Origin of the sequence: Rhodohalobacter mucosus, from assembly GCF_003150675.1 — a bacterium.
GTDB classification, from domain to species: domain Bacteria; phylum Bacteroidota; class Rhodothermia; order Balneolales; family Balneolaceae; genus Rhodohalobacter; species Rhodohalobacter mucosus.
The window spans coordinates 148,023-168,146 of sequence record NZ_QGGB01000003.1; the positions used below are offsets into that span (position 1 = coordinate 148,023).

Here is a 20,124-nt window from a genome sequence, read left to right on the forward strand (position 1 = left end):
AAGCACCATGAAAAACGTTTTATTCCTCTTCCTTTCTGTCGTTCTAACAATGTCACTTGCGCGGACCAGTCAGGCCCAAAGCAAGCTGTTGGGAGAAATTGACTTTCCGAATTCTGGAGCAGAAGCTGCGCAGTCTGATTTTATAGAGGGCGTAAAATTTCTTCACAACTTTGAATATGAGGATGCAGAACGTGCATTTAAACGAGCCCGGGATATTGATCCTTCTTTTGCCCTGGCCTACTGGGGCGAGGCGATGACCCATAACCACCCTATCTGGTACCGGCAGTACCGCGACGATGCGATGGCGGTACTCAATCAGCTGGGGCAAACCGTCCGGCAGAGGCAGGAGAAAGCAGGTACGCAAAGAGAAAAAGACTATTTAATGAGCCTTGAAGTACTATACGGGAATACACCGGAATCGTCCGGGAAATCCAAGGAGGAGCGGGATGACCTGTATATGGAAACCATGAAGGAGCTCCATGAAAAGTATCCGGACGATCATGAGATAACGGCTTTTTACGGACTCTCCATACTTGGAACTGCACACGAGGGAAGAGATTATTTTATCTATATGAAAGCAGCCGCAGAGTTGTTTGATGTCTGGAATGAAAACCAAAAACATCCGGGAGCCGCGCACTACCTGATTCACTCATTTGACGATCCTGTGCACGCACCGCTGGGGCTTCCGATGGCCAAAGCCTATTCAGAGATTGCACCCGCAGCTGCGCACGCGCAGCATATGACGTCGCATATTTTCCTTGCACTGGGAATGTGGGATGGCGTTATCGATGCCAATGAAACGGCCAGGGATGTGCAGACCGCACGCCAGGCTGAACTGAACGAAGCCCTCACCGTTTGTGGCCACTACCCGTGGTGGCTCCAGTACGGGTATCTGCAGGAGGGCAGGGTTCAGGATGCGATGAGCGTGCTGGAAACCTGCAGTGAACGCATTGAAGGAGATCCAAGCCAGTCGGAAATGTGGCATTTTGCAGTAATGAGAGGTCACTATATCGTTGATACCGAAAATTGGGGAGATGCCAAAAACTGGATGGCAGAGATTGATGCAGAATCCTACGCTGCACGGAACTTCTACTTTACATCCGCACTGGCTGCTATCCACCGGGATGAAATGAGTGAAGCCAGAGACTATCTGGAAAAACTGGAGCAGTCGCCCGATGCACCGGAAAGGGATATTCAGTTGAATCAAATCAGGGGGCTGCTCTTAATTGCAGAGGGCAGAACCGATGAAGGTCTGGATCTGTTAAATCAGGCTGTAGCTGCAGAATTGGAGCTGCCGGTAGATTTCGGTCCGCCGTCGATTGTGAAGCCTTCCCTGGAGCTTCTGGGGGATGTGTTAATGGAGATGGGAAATCACAGCGAAGCTCACGAAGCCTATCAAAAACAGCTGGAGCGGACACCGAACAGGATGAGATCCGTTTCAGGAACGGAAAAGTCTGCACAGCTCTCGGGCGCTGCCGCATCCATGCAATAAGAAATGACAAATGGTACTCCTGTACAGTATTGATCAGTCCGGGAAGCTGTAGCCTGTTCTGTGTTCCCGCATGCCAAAACCGGGAGAGCGTCCTCAGAAAAGAAGGTTCTGAAAATACTGAGAACTCACCGAAATAAACCTTATCTTAAAGGCTGTCTATTTTTCGGACAAGTCATAGGTGACTTCCCGTCATCCTATGTCTCCTTACCCTGATTTGAGATTGTACATCGCTCCAAAACCGGGTTGAGAAAAAAGCACAGGGAGTGACCGGATGAAGCGACTTTATCCGTTCACGCACTACAAGATACTTTTTAGAACTTTACCTTATATGATCAAAGACATTCGAAATATCGCCATTATTGCTCACGTAGACCACGGAAAAACCACTCTTGTGGACCAGATGCTGCGTCAGAGCGGAACATTCAGAGAGAATCAGCAGGTTGACGAGCGCGTCATGGACTCCGGTGACCTGGAGAAGGAGAAGGGCATTACGATCAGCTCCAAGAATACGGCCGTTCTCTGGAAAGGCACCAAAATCAATATCGTGGATACGCCCGGTCACGCCGACTTTGGCGGTGAGGTAGAGCGCATCCTGAAAATGGTGAACGGCGTTATTCTGCTTGTGGATGCAGCCGAAGGCCCGCTGCCCCAAACCAAGTTTGTGCTCCGCAAATCTCTTGCGCTGGGGTATCGTCCCATTGTGCTCATCAATAAGATCGACCGTAAAGATGCGCGTCCCGATGAAGTGCTCAACATGATTTTTGATCTTTTTGTATCCCTGGATGCGGATGACGAACAGCTCGACTTCCCTGTTCTCTACGCCATCGGTATTGAAGGAATTGCCAAAGAGGAGCTGGAGGAGGAGGGCAAAGACCTGTCGCCCCTGTTTGATCTGATCGTAAACCATATTCCCGCACCGGAGCAAAACGCAGATGCCCCGTTCAAAATGCTCGTGAGCAGCGTGGACTGGAACGACTATGTGGGCAGGATTGCCATTGGCCGCCTGGAGCAGGGTACCATCAAAACCAACCAGGAGATCGTGCTTCTCGACCGCAAGGGGAAGCAGAAGGAGAAGGCAAAGGCAACCAAGCTGTTCACCTTTAACGGGCTGAACCGCGAGCCGGTGGATGCGGCCTATGCGGGAGATATTTTCGCTCTTGCAGGCTACGAGGACGTAGAGATCGGGGACACCCTGACCCATGTATCGGATCCTCGGCCAATCGACTACTATGACATCGATCAGCCCACCATGGCGATGTATTTCCGTGTGAACAATTCGCCTTTTGCAGGCAAGGAGGGTGACTATGTTACATCCAACATGATCAAAGACCGCCTCCAGAAGGAGATCCGTACCAACGTTTCCATTCGCGTGGAGCAGACCGACAACCCGGATGTATTCCGTGTGGCCGGACGCGGGGAACTCCAGCTGGCCATTTTGATTGAAACGATGCGCCGCGAGGGATATGAGTTTGCAGTGTCGCGTCCGGAGGTGCTTTTCCGTGAAGTGGATGGCAAGCTTCACGAGCCGTTTGAGGAAGTGGTGATCGATGTGCACAGCGATTACAGCAACCGGGTGATTGACAATCTTCAGAAGCGCAAGGGAATCATGACTTCCATGGTGCAGGAAGGAGAGAATAACCGCATTGAGTTCAAGGTACCCTCACGAGGACTGATCGGCTTTCGGGGCGAGATGCTCACCGAAACAAGAGGAACAGGAATCATGCATCAGCAATTTGACGAGTACGGTCCCTTTGCGGGTGAGATTCCGGGACGCACACGTGGTGCACTCATATCACTGGAGCAGGGTGATGTAACTCCGTATGCCCTTGAAGGCCTGCAGGATCGCGGACAGTTTATCGTCGAGCCGGGAAATCCGGTCTATACGGGTCAGGTGGTTGGAATTAACAACCGGGCCGATGATCTGGTGATTAACGTTGTGAAAAAGAAAAACCTCACAAACCACCGGGCTACGCAAACGGCTGATTCAGTAAAAATCTCCCAGGCAAAAAAGATGAGCCTGGAGCAGTGCATTGAATTTATTGACCGAGACGAACTTCTTGAGGTAACGCCAAAAAGTCTGCGAATCCGTAAGCTTTACCTCGATCATAATGAGCGAAAGAGGGCGGAGAAGAAGAAAGAGCTGGTTTAATCATCCATCCGCTTGTAGGATAAACCACCAATTTCCGCACAGGATACTACCTACAAAAAGTGTTCCGTAAATCCGTTAGGTTGGATTATACCAAACGTAATCTGCGGAACCAATGGAAGCACATCTGCTCCTGGAAGCAAAACTGGAAATGATTGGGTCTGTCACCGATTTCACATACAAATGGTGTGTGAATATGGGGCTGGATCAGCAGAGTGCTGCCCGGATGTCGCTCTGCATGGACGAAGTACTGACCGACATTGTTCTCTACGCATTTAAGGGTGAAAAAGGATATGTGGAGATCTGGTACCAGTATTCCCCTTCCGAAATAGAGCTGATCATCCAGGAGAAAGGGGAGCCCTACGACCCCGCGAAGTACACCTACAATCCTGAACATGCACTCGCCGAAAATGACTTCAAGGGAGCCTCTCAGGAAACGGTAAAGCAGATGGCGGATGATTTTCTGTTTTTAAACCGTGGAAAAGATGGAAAAGAGTATCGGATAGTCAGAAAATTCAGGTTTCCACATATTCTCGATGTTGTTCCCGCCGGGTATGATTTTAACGGTGAGGATGAGGAGGAAGACGCTGAAGCAGAGCAGAATTTCCTCATCACGCCGGTTACCAGCGAGGATGCGGAAGATATCGCCAAATTAATCTATCGCTCCTACAGTTACAGCTATCCCAAAGAGGATTTATACTTTCCGCAAAGGATTGAAACGGCAATCCGCAACGAATATAAATACGGCACCATTGTCCGAACGGAGTCGGGACGCCCCGTAGGGTATTTTGCGGTCGTAAAAAGTACCGATTCCATGATCGGAGAAGTGACCGAGGCAGTTGTATCACCCGCCTACCGCAATCGCGGCCTGATGAAAAAAATGATGCTGAACCTGATCGAAATGAGCCGGCAAAGAGGATTGTCCGGTCTCTTCGGCATGGCTCTTACAAACCACATTTTCAGTCAGAAGGTTAACAGTAAATATGGTTTTAAAAGTGCAGCACTGATCATTTCAAAGACCGGTAAACGCATTTTCAAGGGAATGGAAAAGAGCCACCTGGATATGGTGAGTGTTGTACTCGACTTTTTGCCTCTCACAAAGCAGTGGGTGCGTCCACCGGTACTGCCGGAAATCTACGCCGGTCTTATCACGGAAATCTATGATCAGTTTGACGATCCCGTTCCTGCACGATCCGACGACGAACCGGTATCAAGTCGCAAGACAAAAACAGACATGCAGCTCTCCATCAACTACGAAAGTCAGTCTGCACTGATAACGGTGAAAACGTATGGTGCCACATTCGAGGAAAGCTGTGCGCGTATGCTGAAAAGTACGGAGGAGATTACACTTACGTCACTGTATATCGATTTGCCAATGAACGACACCTATATCGATACAGCTATATCCTGGCTGAAAAAGAATGGGTTTATTCTCTCCGGACTGATGCCATTTTTCCATCAGGAACAGGATTATCTGAGAATGCAGAAAATAGTCAATGATGTGAAATTTGATGAGATCGAGACGTTTACCGATATAGCCGGAAAGCTGAAAAATGTGATTCAGAATGAATACAATGAACTACAAAAAGACCAGTGACAGATTGGAGGTTACGCTTTCGGGTGATTTTAATCTGAATGCGGTAAAGAAGATATCGGATTTACTGGATGACAGAAGTGAGCTTGCCATTGACTTCGGCCAGGCACGCTTCGCAAATAGCAAAGCAATCATATTTCTGCACAAAATAATGACGAGCAAGCAGCCCGTTAAGGTCAGTCTGAAAAATCCGCCTAAAATATTTTTCGAACTTTTGCAGACGCTGGGATTGCATGAAAACTGGAATCTTGATGACATTGTTGAACCCTAATACGCAATCCAATGGAAGACGATAAGCCCACTTTAACCACTCTCAACCTTGATTTTCCGGTATGGGAACAGATCTTTACCGTACATCCCCTGGTTATTGTCGGTACGACAGATGAGAATGACGAACCGAATTTAGCTCCCAAACATATGGCCTTTCCGCTTGGCTGGAAAAACTATTTCGGTTTTGTATGTACTCCGCGTCATGCAACGTATCAAAACATTAAGAAAACAGGTGTGTTTACCGTAACCTATCCCAAACCCGATCAGGTTGTAATCACCAGTTTAACAGCCACGCCGCGGTGTGATGACGGCACCAAACCGGACCTGGAGGCGGTTAAAACCTTCCCGGCTTCAGAGATCAAAGGTCACTTTGTGGAGGACGGTTATCTGTTTCTGGAATGCAAACTGGTGAAATTCGTGGATGGATTTGGGGATAATAGCTTGATTCTGGCTGAAATTATCGCTGCAAGAGCCTGGAATGATGTCATCAAAAATCCATCACACTCCGACAATGAGTTGATCTACAATCATCCGCAGCTGGTATATGTTGCCCCGGGACGCTATGCGATTGTCAGTGAAACACAGTCGTTTCCTTTTCCCGACGATTTTAAAAAATGAGCCATGGTCACGAAGAAAGAATCTGAAGCGATACTTGATGAATGCCTTTCACGTAAAAAGGAGTATCTGAACCTTTTAGGAAGGCTGGTAAAAATTGAGACACCACCGGCCGATTCCAGGGCACATCAAAAGTTGTTCGGCGTACTGGAGAAGGAGCTCTCATCGGTGCGATACCTTAGCAGCCACTACCCCGGCATTAACAGCGGGGGACAGATTTTAGCAAAACCGGAATCCCTGAACGGCAGCTGTTATCAATTGATGCTGGGACATATTGATACCGTCTGGCCCAAAGGAACACTTGATAAGATGCCGTTTGCACATGAGGGCGACGTGTATAAAGGGCCTGGCATTTATGATATGAAAGCCGGTATCACCATGATGATTCAGGCGCTTAAAATCATGAACGATCTTGAATTGAGCCCTCGCGTAACTCCGGTAATTTTTATCAATTCTGACGAGGAGACGGGCAGCCGGGACTCCGTTTACAGAATTCGTAACCTGGCAAGGGCGATGAACCGTGTGTACGTGCTGGAGCCGTCGCTGGATCCCGAAGGAAAGCTGAAGACACGGCGGAAGGGGGTCGGGCATTTCGATGTGATCATAAAAGGTGTATCGTCGCATGCGGGAATCGAACCCGAAAAGGGCAGAAGTGCCATTGTGGAACTCTCATTTCTAATCCAAAAACTGAATGAACTGAACGACCCGGAGAACGGAATTTCGGTAAATGTGGGGAAAATAGGCGGAGGCACCAATACGAACGTGGTTGCGGGCGAGAGCAGTGCTGCTGTTGACGTACGGGTCTTGACGAAAAAAGACGCGGAGCGAATCAGGGAAAGTATTCTGGATATTGAACCGACAACACCCGGAGTGGAACTGCAGATTACCGGGGGTTTCAAGCGCCCCCCACTGGTGCGTAACCAGAGAAACAGAACGCTTTGGAACGAAGCCGTCAAAATCAGCAAAAGACTGGGAATCGGGCTTTCAGAAGGAATATCCGGAGGCGGATCGGACGGCAGCTATACAAGTCTTTTTACTGCAACACTTGATGGCCTGGGAGCGGTAGGCGATGGCGCGCATAGTCCAACGGAAAAGATTTTTCTGGATAAAACGCTTGAACGTATCGCACTGCTGATTCACCTTCTGATGCTTCCAGAACAGAAAACTGCAGAGTAATTATTTCGGCCGGGTATGATAATGATACAGAACGATTTCGTCCGTCGCTGGCCATATCGGGTGAATCACCTCTATCACTCAAGCCGGATGTTTTGTCCCGATGGATATCTCACCTCATAGACAAGCTCAAGCGTGATCATTTCCGAAGGTTCAACAGTCAGCACCCAGTTAACAAAGCCGGTCTCATTGGTAAGATCACCGCCGCTAAGCTCGGTTGCCGTTACCTCAATTTCTTCGCGGACGCTGACGGGGATCTGGTCCATCAGCTCTATTTCAACCGGGTAGCCCTTTGTGTTCCGGATACTGATCTCATGCGCGACGGTTTGAGTGACCCTGTTTCTGAAAAAGGATCGTTCGCTTCTTTCCCCGGATTTTTCCCTGGTAACAACAATACCGTTGTCGCGGCCGAATGAGACCTCGAGGGTATCGGATACGGTTTGTGGATTCAGGTAGGTTTGTCCCACAAAGGTGTCCTCAAGGTGGAGCATCGCAGATCCAGGAAGTAAGAACGTATCTTCCCATTCAGGGATATTGGCAAGTAGAATGGCCCCCTCCTGAATCTTTGGAACGGAGAAGTAAGTGAAATCGGCAGGCACAGAATACTCTTCCAGCGTGAGACGGCTTCTCTCATTTCCGGATTCGATGGTTTGCCTGTCTCTGAGCATAAATTGTCGGGCTATCATTGATTCAGATCGGAATGACGGGGGTGGTGGGGGTGGCATTGCCAGGCTTGCGCCGAGGTCAGCAGACTCTGCATTGCCGCTTACTACAAGTTCATCCAACTCAGCTCTCCTGCGTTCCAGCACAGTCATTTGGGGTTCAAAAAAGTCCAGAAACCATGGATCCAAATTCGGAGTAGTGGTACCTCTTTGTGGTATTCGTGTGGAGAGGGTTATTTCCACATCTTGCCATGTTTGATTCGTATTGTTGTAAACTATTGCAGCCAGTTTCCCTGATATATCTTCATCGACACCTTGTACCCGCAACTCGTATTCCGGCTTCCATCCTGCTCGGCTTACCTGGTAGGAAATCTCCGTATCGAAGCTGCCGGGTGTTGGATTGTTTACCTCTACAAGAAGTTCTCCTTCAGATATATAGGGCTGATATCCCGGCTGCTGCAGGGCCCGGTTAATCTCATTAAGTCTGGTTCGCAGAGTTTGAAGGGAATCGGAAAGCTGTATTGTTTCGGTCTTCAAGTCCCGAATGCGCTCTCGGTGAAGGGTGAGCAGGTCTCTCAGTGAATCGTTATTTCCAGCTTCCGGTTCACGATTTACGGATAGCATCTCCATTTCGTAGTCGATTACCTGCTGATCAATTTGCACTGAACGGATAGTCGCTTCAAGCATCTCTTTTTCTGACTCCAGCCTGGCAATACTGTCCGCATTCACAGTTGCTCTCCGTCTGGTGACTCTGTGACTGACTGAAACGATTTCAACGTTTCCACCCAGCCCGATTGTGCTGGTTGATGCATTAATCTCCCGGTTCAGTCCTGAAAAAACGATGGTTTGATTGCCGGAGGGTATATCAACTGATACGTGATGGGTGATTTGTGCTCCTTCCGGAAAAAGGGTTACAGAGGTAACGGGCGGCTCAATATTGATTTCAGGATCCTGATTTAAATCAGTTTCAGGCGTCTGCAGCTGAAGCCCTGTTAATAGCCAGATAGTCAGTATGATTGGAATATGCATGGATACGGGTCGTTTCAGTATAGAAGTCGTTTACATTCACATCAAACAGGCATCTCTGCGATATATTGTATGATATGATTCAACTATAGTACTATAAAAGCAAAGCCTCCGCAACGTAAACCTGATCTGGTATGGAATGGAATCCGTTTTCTTCCATTTTATCCCTATTTTCAATACTTAACGTCAGTTTGAGATAAGGAAATGAACCGAAAAAGTCCCCCCTCGGGGGGGAGACTACCATTGCCCTCCGTCAGCCGACGGAGTGACACTCTTCAACAAACTCTTATGTCGAACACACGTTACTTACTAATTAACATTCATCTTATTCAACACATTACAGATGCCCTGGGCACTTCGAATGGTAACCTATGCAGCGGTTTTGCTGCTGATCTTCCTCACCTGGTTCGGATATCGCTATCTGAAAAGCCTTGACAGGATAGAGTTAAGCCATAAAATGTGGCTGAAAGCTCTGTTTTTTCTTGCAGCCGCGCTCTTTTTGGCTTATCCCGTTGGCGGACACCTGCTGTACTGGATCGGCGGATCATTCGACCGTAACGGTTTCCCGTTGCCTTTCATTTACCTTTTTTGGTATGGTCTGGTGTTTACGGGGGTGATGCTGAACTGGCTCATTATCCACGACATAACACGTCCCCTTGCGGTCAGATACGTGGACAGGCCGGCAAAGGAGGTCAACAAAAGCTGGGCGGGCGCATTTCTGATAATGACCCTTGTTACCTTCATCTATACGTCAGGAAAGATGTACGCTGATACCGGGCGTATGGTGTTGCATGAGATAGAAGCCGGTGACTATATGGAGCATTCAGATACGGGTGCGGATGCCGAAGATCTGAATGTTGTTCATATCGCAGATCTTCACGCAGACATCTATACAAAGAGGGATAAACTTTCAAGATATATCGACCTTGTAAACCGGGCAGAGCCTGATATTGTGATTGTGTCGGGTGATTTGATTACGTCAGGCCTCGATTTTATCCGGGAGGGTGCGCGAGCTCTTGGGGAGATCAATGCACCGGAGGGTGTTTTTTTCGTGATGGGCGACCACGATTACTGGACCGGGACACAGCACATTGAAAGCGCGCTTGTGGAAGAGGGGATAGACGTGCTTCAAAATGAGAACCGGACCATCACTTTCAACGGAAAAGAGATCAAAATTACGGGTGTTACGGAGCTGTACAGTTACAGGGTTGAACCGCAGCTTCTGGATTCACTGCTTGCGAAAGAAGAAGGGGACTATTTTCATATTGTGGCGGCTCATCAGGCATCGGAAAGGCTGATACGCCGGTCGCAGCTCTCGGAGGCAGACCTGCTGCTCACAGGGCATACCCACGGCGGACAGATCAACATCCCTCTCTTTTTCATGCCTTTGACTGCTGTAATGGAAGAAACACCGTATGTCCGCGGAGCCTATCAGCTGGAACGCCTGTTGTTGAATGTAAACAGCGGACTCGGGTTTACACTCTCACCTGTGCGATACAATGCACCAGCGTCGGTTTCGGTGCTTCGCATTGCCTTGCCATAGCAAGGTGGGTTCAGATCCGTGTTTTCCGCACAGCTTTTGCGGGTTTGATAACTTTTCATATTCTTAAACCGTACCCAAGGTAAAGTAGTTGAAGATTGAAAACCAGATGCCCCTCGACCCTTCACATACTGATGAATCTGTGGTAAACCGCTGGCACACCATCCTGACGAGGATTCTGTTTGTAGTGATGGCTATAGAATGGGGAATACTGGTATACCAGCAGCGCTGGCTGTCACTTTTTCTGGTAAGCCTGATCATACTGGCACTATTTGCACCTGTAGTTTTTAAAAACCGGTTGCGTATCGATCTGCCGGCAGAATTTCACCTCACAGCCGTCCTGTTCATTTTTGCTTCTTTCTACCTGGGGGAGGTGCAGGATTTTTACCAAAGAATCTGGTGGTGGGATATGGCCCTGCATGCGTCAGCAGGATTTTTAATGGGTATTGTGGGTTTTCTTCTGGTCTACATATTGAATGAAAGCGAACGTGTGGAGCTGCAAATGTCAACAGGGTTCATCGCCCTCTTTGCATGTACCTTTGCCATCTCAATTGGTTCTGTTTGGGAAATATTTGAGTTTATGATGGATCTGTTGGCAGGCACCAATATGCAAAAAGAGATGTTCAACGACCCTTCAGGACTGACGGATACCATGTGGGATATCATTGTGAACTCTTTTGGAGCCTTTTTTATCAGCCTGATAGGCTATCTGTACCTGAGAGGAGAAAAAAGCTTTTTTCTGCGCAGATGGATCCGCAAATTTATTGAGAAGAATCCGAGATTGTTTAAAAAATAGATTTGATCTGGAAATCAAGAGTCCCTTTCCTGCGGAAGAGACTGCAACAAAGATTATTGGTTTGGAGAGACGCAGCTATAAAAAGTATACTTCCCGATTTTGTGCCGGTCTCGGATTCAAAATGAACACCCAATGCTTACAAGTTCAATGGAGTAATACTTACAGAGGAGATTGAGTTTTTGGATAACATGAAAATAAGGAAAGGATGTCTCTAACAGAGTAGATGTTTCAATAGAAAATAAAACGGGGAGGTATAAAAATGAAAGCAAATCAAATGCCAGTAACCCGAATAGCATATGCTATTGTAATTCTATTCATTTTCTTTTCACAAAGTAGTGTGCTATTCGCCCAGGAAACTGAAATAGATAAGAGTGAAGTGCCTGAAGCGGTATTACAGGCTATTGAATCAGATTACATGAGTTGTAGTGGCGAAATTACGTGGTATATCCACAGTGGCTCAGATAATATCAATTACTATGTAGTTAATGCCACAGGTGATAAGATCACGTGTGAAGCTTATTATGACAGAAACGGAAATCTGATTCATTCCAAAACTGTAATGAAAGACGCTAAGCTGCCGATTCCAATTCTGGAAGCTGTCTACGAAATTTATCCTGAATGGACCATAACCGAGGATCATGTTGTGATTCGTGATTTCGACGAAAATAAAATGTATTCTGAAGTTGAGATTACCAAAGGAAGAGAAAGCAAGACGCTCTATTTCGATTCCAATGGTGAGGAACTAACACCCGGACTGGTTTTCGGACCAGGCAAGGAGATGGTATCAGCTAATGCGATTCCTAATCCTGTTACAGAACGTGTTCAATCGGATTATATGAGTTGCCGGGAGAATATTACATGGTACAGCTATACAGAAAGGCCTGGTATGCGACCAGACTACTATGTAGCCACAGCAACAGGTGATGGAATAAGGTGTGAGTCCAGGTATGACCGGAATGGTAATCTTGTCAGTTCTAAAACCGTTGCCACAAATGTGAAGCTGCCAAGTGCAATTACACGATTTATTGCCAGAGATTACCCCGGATGGACTATTACAGGTGATCAGAGGATTACAACCGATTTTGATGAAACCACAACGTATTATACGGTGGTTATCAGATCTGAAAGCGGTGAGCGTCAAACCCTCTATTTTGATAGAAACGGTAATAAAATTGACCCTGCGAATGTCTGACAACGTCTCATGAACAGGGTGTTCAAATTAATCGTTGAGATGAGATACTGCTGTTTCTGAAGGGCGCACAAAAAATAAAAAAGCCACGGTGGCCGGATATAATTTCGCCGAGCCTCCGTGGCTTTCATATTCTTTCAGAATAATAAATAAGCTAGTTGAAGAAGAAGAAAATAATCGCCGCAATAACGATGAAGTTGGCAATACTGAGCGGCAGGAGTTTTGACCACCCCAGTTTCATCACCTGATTGTATTTAAATCTTGGGATAGTCCAGCGTACCCAGATAAAAAGAAAGATGAAAAATGCCGTTTTAGCGGTGAACACGGTAACATCCAGTATTCCCTTTAGCAATGGTGACAATTCCGGAAGCCAATAGCCTGCAAACGGAAGGTGATAGCTTCCAAAAAAGAAAGTAACCATCAGCATGGAGTTGATCACGACATGCATATATTCGGCAAGGAAAAACATCCCAAACTTCATAGAACTGTATTCTGTATGAAATCCGCCGACAAGTTCCTGTTCGGCTTCCACCAGGTCGAAAGGGGTACGGTTACTCTCTGCAAATCCCGCAATGATAAAAATGACGGCTCCAATGGGGTTCAGAAAGACGAACCACCAGTTCTCCTGGGCCGCGGCAACGTCTACCACGCTCAGCGAACCCACAAATATGATTACGGAAGCAACAGCCATTCCGAGCGGCAGTTCATAACTAATCATCTGTGCAGCAGCCCGAAGCCCTCCGAGCAGGGAGTATTTGCTGTTTGATGCCCAGCCGGCAAGGGTTACTCCGTAAACTCCCAGTGAAGCTACAGCCAGAAGGTAGAGAACGCCCGCGTTGATATTTGTTGCATAGATGCCCTCGCCAAAAGGGATTACGGCAACCGTAAGCAGTGCCGTTACAACAGGTATCATGGGTGCAACGGTGTGCAGAAAGCGGTTGCCGTGGATAGGTGTGACGTCCTCTTTGAGGATCAGCTTTACCACGTCGGCAATGGGCTGCAGAAGTCCAAGAGGTCCCACGCGGTTTGGCCCCACACGATTCTGAATAAAAGCGGCAACCCTGCGCTCTGCGTACACGGTAATTGCCGCTGAATTAAGAAGCATGAACAGGGCAAGCCCCATGATGATGTATGATGTAATGGTTACTTCTACCATTCCCGGATTATGTATAGGTTAATGAATCTGTTTGTTACTGTCTGTTTTAAAATGGCTTGGTTATCAGGATTTAACGGCCGGCCGGACAGAATCAAGCTGAATGCCCAACTGTTCATCCATTGCCTGATAGCTTACACCCTCAAGAGCTTTAATCACGGTTGCGGCTTCATCCAGAATATCACGGCCGGATTCGTAGCTGTAATCGCTTAACCCGGCTTCGGACGCAACTTCGGTAAGAATCTTCCACAATGGCATACAATCCACTTTATTCTCCTCTGTAATCCAATTGTCAAAATTGGTTCCATAGCGGTCAAGGCGTCCTTCCGACATCTCAAAATCGATTCGCCTGTTTGTATACTTGGTCTCTTTTGCAGGGAGTGTTCTCTGTATTCTGCCATCCACGTTTACGTAGCTCGCAGCATGTTCAGCCGCACACGTTATTGGAACCACCAGATCGGCTGAGCGTGTGGTATCTGAGTGATTGGTTGCAAACGAAACCAGGTACTTGTCATCCAGTTGATCGGCTGTAATAATGCCGCGGTCAATCAGATGATCGCTCAATACAATTACCACCTCGCACTTCTCAATCATTTGAGAGATTTCATCCGCACTTTTTTCGGTTAGCCCAAGAATACGGCAGCCGTTAGCGTTAGGGGCCAGGTCATCCGTGATCAGAAAATCGTCGCCTTTGCCTTCTTCTTTATGCGGTGTGAATACGGGTTCGTTCAGCCCCAGAAGCGATGCAAATCGGGACAATACATAATTCTCCTCAACCGAGGCATGAGGGCTGCCGATTACGGCTACCTTATCACGGTCGGTTTTTTCGATCTGTTCTGCTATGGTTACAATCGCGTTGCTCCAGGATGAGTGAACCTGCTCGTTATCCAATTTTTGATAAGGTCTGGATATGCGATTTTCATTAAATAGCCTGTAGGCTTCACGCCCTTCATCCGGCATCCAGTGATCGTTTACCTCACCGTTGTATCGCGGCGTAATCCGGAGAACCAGGTTATCGCGTGTCCAGAGATCAATGTTGCAGCCCTTGCCGTTTGTGACATCAATGCTTGGTGTTTGATTCATCTCCCAAACCCTGGCTCTGAAACGGAAATCTGCAGATGTGAGCGCACCCACAGGGCAAAGATCCACGGTATTTAATGAGTAAGGATCGTCAAATTCTCGGCCAGGCGCTGTAATCGGATAGTTTTTATCACCGCGCTTGGTAATGGTAAGCTGATGGGTTTCACTTATTTCATCGGTAAAACGAACACAGCGGGTACAGTTGATACACCGCTCTGCGTCGAGTACAACGCGCGGGCCTAGCTGCACTCTTTTAGGCTTGTGGACTTTCTTTACTTCAAAACGGCTTCCTTCCGGACCGTATTTGTAGGTTTGTATCTGGAGCGGACATTCACCCGCCTGATCGCATATCGGGCAGTCAAGGGGGTGGTTGATCAGAATCAGCTCAAGATTATCTTTCTGCGCCCGTTTCACAAGGTCGTCGGTTTCCTGGGTGTGAACCACCATCCCGTCGGAAATCATCAAATTGCAAGAGGTCTGAAGCTTCGGGAACCACCGGATAACGCGGTCGCCTTTCTCATCCAGTTCATACTCGCCGGATTCGCGGTCTTTCACGGGCTGACCCACTTTCACCATGCACTGACGGCAATTGGCCGGTGCGGTCATCGAAGGGTGATAACAGAAAAACGGAACTTCCTTTCCCTGGTCCTGAATAAACTGAAGAAGCCTCTGTTCTCCTTCATATTCGTATCGAATTCCGTCTATAAATACTTCAGGCATCGTTTCTGGATTGATTATTAATTATTTATGATTGATTATTTTTTCAATGTGCGACCTTAGATCAATCAAGAATTTGTTTGTATTGTTTTTCTGGATGAGATAAAAATTGATGTCAATTCCCGAGCTTCAGCTATTAATGTTTCAACGTGTGTTATTGGTATCTGATTTTCATCGACCAGGAACTGAATCCAGAATTCAGATTCGTCAGCTTCTTCGATTACAGTACTAAGTTTAGCCGCAAAGGCTGCCCTGCTGTGTGCAATACAAGCAGCCCTGTAGTTCGCAGCCACCGATGTTCCGCATCTGATTAACTGATATCTAATGTGTTTACCTAATGAGTTATTTGGCAAAACCAAAGCAACCTTAACGCATCTATGCGCAAACTGTTTGGTACGTTTTTTTAACTTTTCTTTATCCATGACCGATGTCTTGAGTTATTGCGGTAATTTCAATCAGTAATCTAAACCACAATAATCAATAGTCAATCATAATTAATCAATTACGCAACTGCGTGAACCGACTTTTTGCACCTTGCTTCAAATTCGTCACGGAACCTTGTAATGGTATGGCGTACAGGCCATGCGGCTGCATCGGCCAGGGCACAGATGGTGCGGCCTTCCATTTGGGTTGTGATGTCGAGGAGAAGATCCAGGTCTTTTATCTCGCCATCTCCATTTTTAATTTTCAGCATAATTTTTTCAAGCCATCCGGTTCCTTCACGGCACGGAGTGCACTGGCCACACGATTCATGATGATAAAAGTGGGTAATGCGCCATAGCATGTCCACCATATCCGTGTCCTCATCCATTACAACGAGTCCTGCAGTTCCAAGCATTGTACCCACCGTACGAAGCGAGTCACTATCCATTGAAATTCCATCAAGCTGGTCGGCGCGTACTACGGGTGTGGATGATCCCCCGGGTATCACTGCTTTAAGCTTTTTGCCATTTCGAATACCACCGGCCATATCATGTATCAGGTCGAGTACGGGTACGCCGGACGGCAGTTCATACACACCGGGCCTGTTAACGTGTCCCGAAATACCGTAAAGAATGGGGCCGGGATGGTTCTCAGCTCCAACGCTTTTAAACCAGTCTGCACCGCGGTTTATGACGCTCGTTACATGCGCAAGTGTTTCAATATTATTGATGGTTGTGGGGCGTCCCCATAGGCCTTTCTGAGCAGGGAATGGAGGTTTGACGCGCGGATAGCCTCGTTTACCTTCAAGTGACTCAAGCATGGAGGTCTCTTCGCCGCAAATGTAGGCACCGGCGCCACCAGTTACATAGAAATCCACGCTGTAGTTACTGCCCAGGATATTTTTACCGATAAAGCCTTTTTCATAGGCATCCTCCAGGGCTTTCTCCATCATGCGGATGTATGCCTTATACTCTCCGCGAATATAGACGTAGATGGTTGTGATCTCCATTGCATAGGCGGCAATAAGCGCACCTTCTATAAATGCATGCGGATTGTATTCAAAAATTTTCCTGTCCTTGAACGTGCCTGGCTCCGATTCATCACCATTGCAAGCCAGATACCTCGGCCCGCCATCGGCAGGGGGCATGAACGACCATTTGAGGCCGGCATTGAATCCCGCACCTCCGCGTCCACGGATATTGGCTGCCTTGACCTCTTCGATGACGCTTTTTGGATTTTCCCATTTCTGCTTGTCGGTCAGTACGGATTTCAACCCCTCATAACCTCCGTTCTTGATGTAAACATCAATCTTATGGAGATCCTTGATATTGGGGATCAGTACCGGTTCATAATTTTTCCAGTCTGCAGTGCTCATTATCAATTATTTTGCGTTGCGTAATGGCATGTCAATTTGTTCGTACTCCGGAACCTCACCTTTTCTGAGCGAATCAACCAGCTGATCTGCTTTCTCTTTGGTCAGGTGATTTACATAGGTATCGTTTGTAATCTGCAGCATCGGGGCATACCCGCAGGCACCCAGGCACTCTACCTCATTGAGTGAAAACATACCGTCGTCGGTTGTTTCGCCTTTTTTAATGCCAAGCTTGTCTTCCAGATGTTCCAGAATGTCATAACCGCCACACAATTGACAGCTCAGGCACGTGCAGACGTCGAGAACAAACTTTCCTTTCTCTTCCTTATAGTACTGCGTATAAAATTCAGCCACCCCGTGAACATGTGCTTCGGGCAGATCAAGCGTTTCAGCGACAAGCCGCTGCACGTCAGGATTTACATGGCCAAACCGATTCTGTGCAACCCAGAGCACAGGTAACGTTGCCGGCATTACTTCCGGGAACTTGGCCTTGATTTTTTCAATTTCTTCGAGGTCTTCTTTTGTAAATTCGTATGCCATAATTGTTATTTGTCTGCTTCACCCAATACCGGATCCATTCCGCCAATGATAACAACCGTATCGGCAACCATTTCACCGTCAAGAATATTTTCAAGTACCTGCAGGTTTGCAAATGAAGGACCTGTGATTTTAAGCCTCCATGGGTGTCCCGTACCGTCGCTTTGAATATAGTATCCCAGTTCACCTTTGGGTGATTCAACTGCGGAGTAGGCTTCGGCACCATCCGGCGGGCAGATCCCTGTGTCTGTCATCATAAAATCATGAATCATGCCTTCCATGGAGTAATACACTTCATCCTTGGAAGGGTAGGCCTGTTTAGCGTTATCTGTACGGACGGGCCCCTTTGGAAGCTTTTCAATACACTGCTGGATAATCCGTATGCTTTCCGACATCTCTTCCATCCGAACAAAATAGCGCGCGAGGTTATCGCCTTCGAGCCGGGTCGGGATGTCAAATTCAACCTGGTCATATCTGAGGTAGGGAGAGAACTTTCTCATATCCATGGCATAACCCGAACCCCTTAAAACGGGACCCGTTGCGCCAATGCCGATCGCATCTTCCGTCTTTAAAACGCCAACGGCTTCATTTCGGTCAATAAAAATACGATTGCGGTCGAGCAGTTTGTGATAATCTTTAAGCTCTTTGGGGAATGTCTCAACAAACTCCCGGATGGCACCCATCGCTTCATCGGTGATATCATTAGCAACACCGCCGATGCGGGAGTGGGAGACGGTAAACCTGTGACCTGCCAGGCGGTCCATAATGTCATAAATTTTCTCTCGCTCCTTGAAGGTCCAGATAAAGAAAGAGATGGCTCCAGCATCCATCACCATGGTACCCAGCCAAAGCAGATGCGAAGATATCCGGGCAAGCTCACAACCTATCATTCGTATATATTGCGCCCGTTCGGGAACCTCTACATTTGCAATTTTTTCGACTGCAAGACACAAGGCTACGTTGTTGCTGTAGGGCGAGAGATAGTCCATGCGGTCGGTGTAGGGCATGAACTCCTGGTAGGTTTTGTTTTCGGCAATTTTTTCAACGCCGCGGTGCAGATAGCCTATGTCCAGCTTGGTTTTCTCAATCATTTCACCGTCGAGCTGCAGAACCAATCGGAGCACTCCATGGGTAGCAGGGTGCTGCGGACCCATATTTAAAATCATTTTAGTCTTCAGCGGGTCACCATCGTCCATCTCCTCGATCGTGGTATGCTTATCCTCGAGGCTTTGATATAATTTTTTTTGGTGCTCCTTGAAAAAAGTTGAATGAACCTTCGATTGGATATCAGTTAATTTCATAATACAGGCTTATTCGCTGTCAGGAGTTGTATTGGGCAGTTCGATTGATCCGGGTATACCCAGGAGCGGAAACTCTTTCCGCAGCGGGAAGTACTGAAAATCTTCAGGCATGTAGATTCTTCTCAGATCGGGATGATTTCTGAACCGAATACCAAACATGTCGTACACTTCCCGTTCAGCCCAATTGGCGGCAGGCCATACCCCGGATGCTGAATCCAGTTCCGGATCTTCTTCTTCGCAGCGAACTTTAAGAAAGATACGGTCTCCGTGTTTCAGGGATACAAGATTGTATGCCACTTCAAACCGTTCGTCCGAGGTGTATCGGTCAATTCCGAATATGTCGGTCAGATAGTCGAAATGCAGTTCATCTTTTAAAAAGGTGCAGATTTCAACATTGGCATCGGCTTCAACGCGTACAAACGTGTCGCCGGAAGACTGGTATACTTCAATCAACTTATCAGAGTAACGCTCCGTAAGTGCGTCAACAGTCTGCTTGAGATGTTCGGTTAATTCTAATTTCATGTCGGTTAAATATTGAATCCGTACCCTGGAATCAGGTATCGAGCATTACAGAGTGTTCACTCTTAATTTTGTCCTGAATCTTCATCAGTGCATGAAGAACCGCGTCAGGTCGGGGAGGGCATCCCGAAATATAGGTATCCACAGGAAGGAAATTATCCACTCCCTGCACAACCCCGTAGCATCGGTGCATTCCTCCCGTTGAAGCACAGGCGCCCATGGCGATGCACCATTTGGGATCTGGCATCTGGTCCCATATTCGTCGGATAGCATGCGACATTTTGTAGGTACACCATCCGGCTACAATCATGACATCGCTCTGGCGCGGTGAAAAACGCATAACTTCCGAACCAAAACGTGCAGCATCGTAACGAGGGCCGGCAAATGCCATCATTTCAATGGCACAGCAGGCAAGTCCCATTGGCATTGGCCAGGCGGCATTTGCCCGTGCCCAGTTTACCAGTGAGTCTACCTTTGTAGTTAAATAACCTTCACCAAGTGCGCTTTCTAAACCCATAA

General features: G+C 47.5%; 18 protein-coding genes. 9 read left to right on the plus strand and 9 right to left on the minus strand.

All coding sequences use genetic code 11. The features are described 5' to 3' along the window. The first annotated feature begins 7 nt into the window (after positions 1-7). The 6 genes from DDZ15_RS03850 (at position 8) to DDZ15_RS03875 (ending at position 7,293) form a co-directional block, all read left to right on the plus strand. Complete coding sequence (locus tag DDZ15_RS03850) at positions 8-1,492, plus strand: tetratricopeptide repeat protein (protein ID WP_109645071.1); 1,485 nt, start codon at positions 8-10, stop codon at positions 1,490-1,492. Between the two features lie 328 nt (positions 1,493-1,820). Beyond that, positions 1,821-3,641, plus strand: coding sequence for a translational GTPase TypA (gene typA, locus DDZ15_RS03855; RefSeq protein ID WP_109645073.1), 1,821 nt, complete (start codon positions 1,821-1,823; stop codon positions 3,639-3,641). A 112-nt stretch (positions 3,642-3,753) separates the two neighbouring features. Continuing rightward, on the plus strand, positions 3,754-5,235 hold the full coding sequence (locus DDZ15_RS03860; protein ID WP_109645075.1) for a GNAT family N-acetyltransferase: 1,482 nt from the start codon (positions 3,754-3,756) through the stop codon (positions 5,233-5,235). Next, positions 5,213-5,503, plus strand: coding sequence for a hypothetical protein (locus tag DDZ15_RS03865; RefSeq protein WP_109645076.1), 291 nt, complete (start codon positions 5,213-5,215; stop codon positions 5,501-5,503). Before DDZ15_RS03860 ends, DDZ15_RS03865 begins: the two co-directional genes overlap by 23 nt. 11 nt (positions 5,504-5,514) lie before the next feature. Then, positions 5,515-6,120 (plus strand): flavin reductase family protein, encoded by a 606-nt coding sequence (locus DDZ15_RS03870; RefSeq protein WP_109645079.1) that lies wholly within the window; start codon positions 5,515-5,517, stop codon positions 6,118-6,120. A 3-nt stretch (positions 6,121-6,123) separates the two neighbouring features. Further along, positions 6,124-7,293, plus strand: coding sequence for a M20/M25/M40 family metallo-hydrolase (locus DDZ15_RS03875; RefSeq protein ID WP_109645081.1), 1,170 nt, complete (start codon positions 6,124-6,126; stop codon positions 7,291-7,293). 74 nt (positions 7,294-7,367) lie between these two features. Here DDZ15_RS03875 and DDZ15_RS03880 read toward each other — a convergent pair whose 3' ends face one another. Continuing rightward, positions 7,368-8,981 (minus strand): DUF4139 domain-containing protein, encoded by a 1,614-nt coding sequence (locus DDZ15_RS03880; RefSeq protein ID WP_109645083.1) that lies wholly within the window; start codon positions 8,979-8,981, stop codon positions 7,368-7,370. Between the two features lie 340 nt (positions 8,982-9,321). Between DDZ15_RS03880 and DDZ15_RS03885 the strand changes: the two genes are divergently transcribed. From DDZ15_RS03885 to DDZ15_RS03895, 3 genes are all read left to right on the plus strand, one after another. After that, entirely contained in the window at positions 9,322-10,521 is a 1,200-nt protein-coding gene (locus tag DDZ15_RS03885) for a metallophosphoesterase (protein WP_109645085.1), read from the plus strand. 88 nt (positions 10,522-10,609) lie between these two features. Further along, positions 10,610-11,314, plus strand: a complete 705-nt coding sequence (locus DDZ15_RS03890; RefSeq protein WP_199222872.1) for a DUF2238 domain-containing protein — start codon at positions 10,610-10,612, stop codon at positions 11,312-11,314. A gap of 259 nt (positions 11,315-11,573) precedes the next feature. Next, a complete protein-coding gene (locus DDZ15_RS03895) occupies positions 11,574-12,506 on the plus strand; it encodes a PepSY-like domain-containing protein (RefSeq protein ID WP_109645087.1) in 933 nt (310 codons plus the stop codon). Positions 12,507-12,657: 151 nt separating this feature from the next. Here DDZ15_RS03895 and nuoH read toward each other — a convergent pair whose 3' ends face one another. From nuoH to DDZ15_RS03935, 8 genes are all read right to left on the minus strand, one after another. Next, positions 12,658-13,659: an NADH-quinone oxidoreductase subunit NuoH gene (gene nuoH / locus DDZ15_RS03900; protein ID WP_109645089.1), complete on the minus strand. Its 1,002-nt coding sequence runs from the start codon at positions 13,657-13,659 to the stop codon at positions 12,658-12,660. 63 nt (positions 13,660-13,722) lie between these two features. Next, positions 13,723-15,456: an NADH-quinone oxidoreductase subunit G gene (locus DDZ15_RS03905; protein ID WP_109645091.1), complete on the minus strand. Its 1,734-nt coding sequence runs from the start codon at positions 15,454-15,456 to the stop codon at positions 13,723-13,725. A 65-nt stretch (positions 15,457-15,521) separates the two neighbouring features. Continuing rightward, a complete protein-coding gene (locus tag DDZ15_RS03910; RefSeq protein WP_109645093.1) occupies positions 15,522-15,875 on the minus strand; it encodes a four helix bundle protein in 354 nt (117 codons plus the stop codon). A gap of 80 nt (positions 15,876-15,955) precedes the next feature. Further along, positions 15,956-17,251, minus strand: a complete 1,296-nt coding sequence (gene nuoF / locus DDZ15_RS03915; protein WP_109645095.1) for an NADH-quinone oxidoreductase subunit NuoF — start codon at positions 17,249-17,251, stop codon at positions 15,956-15,958. Between the two features lie 6 nt (positions 17,252-17,257). Next, the gene (locus DDZ15_RS03920; protein ID WP_109645097.1) at positions 17,258-17,788 is read right to left on the minus strand and encodes an NADH-quinone oxidoreductase subunit NuoE family protein; all 531 of its coding nucleotides are present in this window, start codon (positions 17,786-17,788) and stop codon (positions 17,258-17,260) included. Between the two features lie 5 nt (positions 17,789-17,793). Next, entirely contained in the window at positions 17,794-19,086 is a 1,293-nt protein-coding gene (gene nuoD, locus DDZ15_RS03925; RefSeq protein ID WP_109645099.1) for an NADH dehydrogenase (quinone) subunit D, read from the minus strand. 9 nt (positions 19,087-19,095) lie between these two features. After that, positions 19,096-19,608: an NADH-quinone oxidoreductase subunit C gene (locus tag DDZ15_RS03930; protein ID WP_109645101.1), complete on the minus strand. Its 513-nt coding sequence runs from the start codon at positions 19,606-19,608 to the stop codon at positions 19,096-19,098. 31 nt (positions 19,609-19,639) lie between these two features. Then, complete coding sequence (locus tag DDZ15_RS03935) at positions 19,640-20,122, minus strand: NADH-quinone oxidoreductase subunit B (protein WP_109645103.1); 483 nt, start codon at positions 20,120-20,122, stop codon at positions 19,640-19,642. Positions 20,123-20,124: the final 2 nt, after the last annotated feature.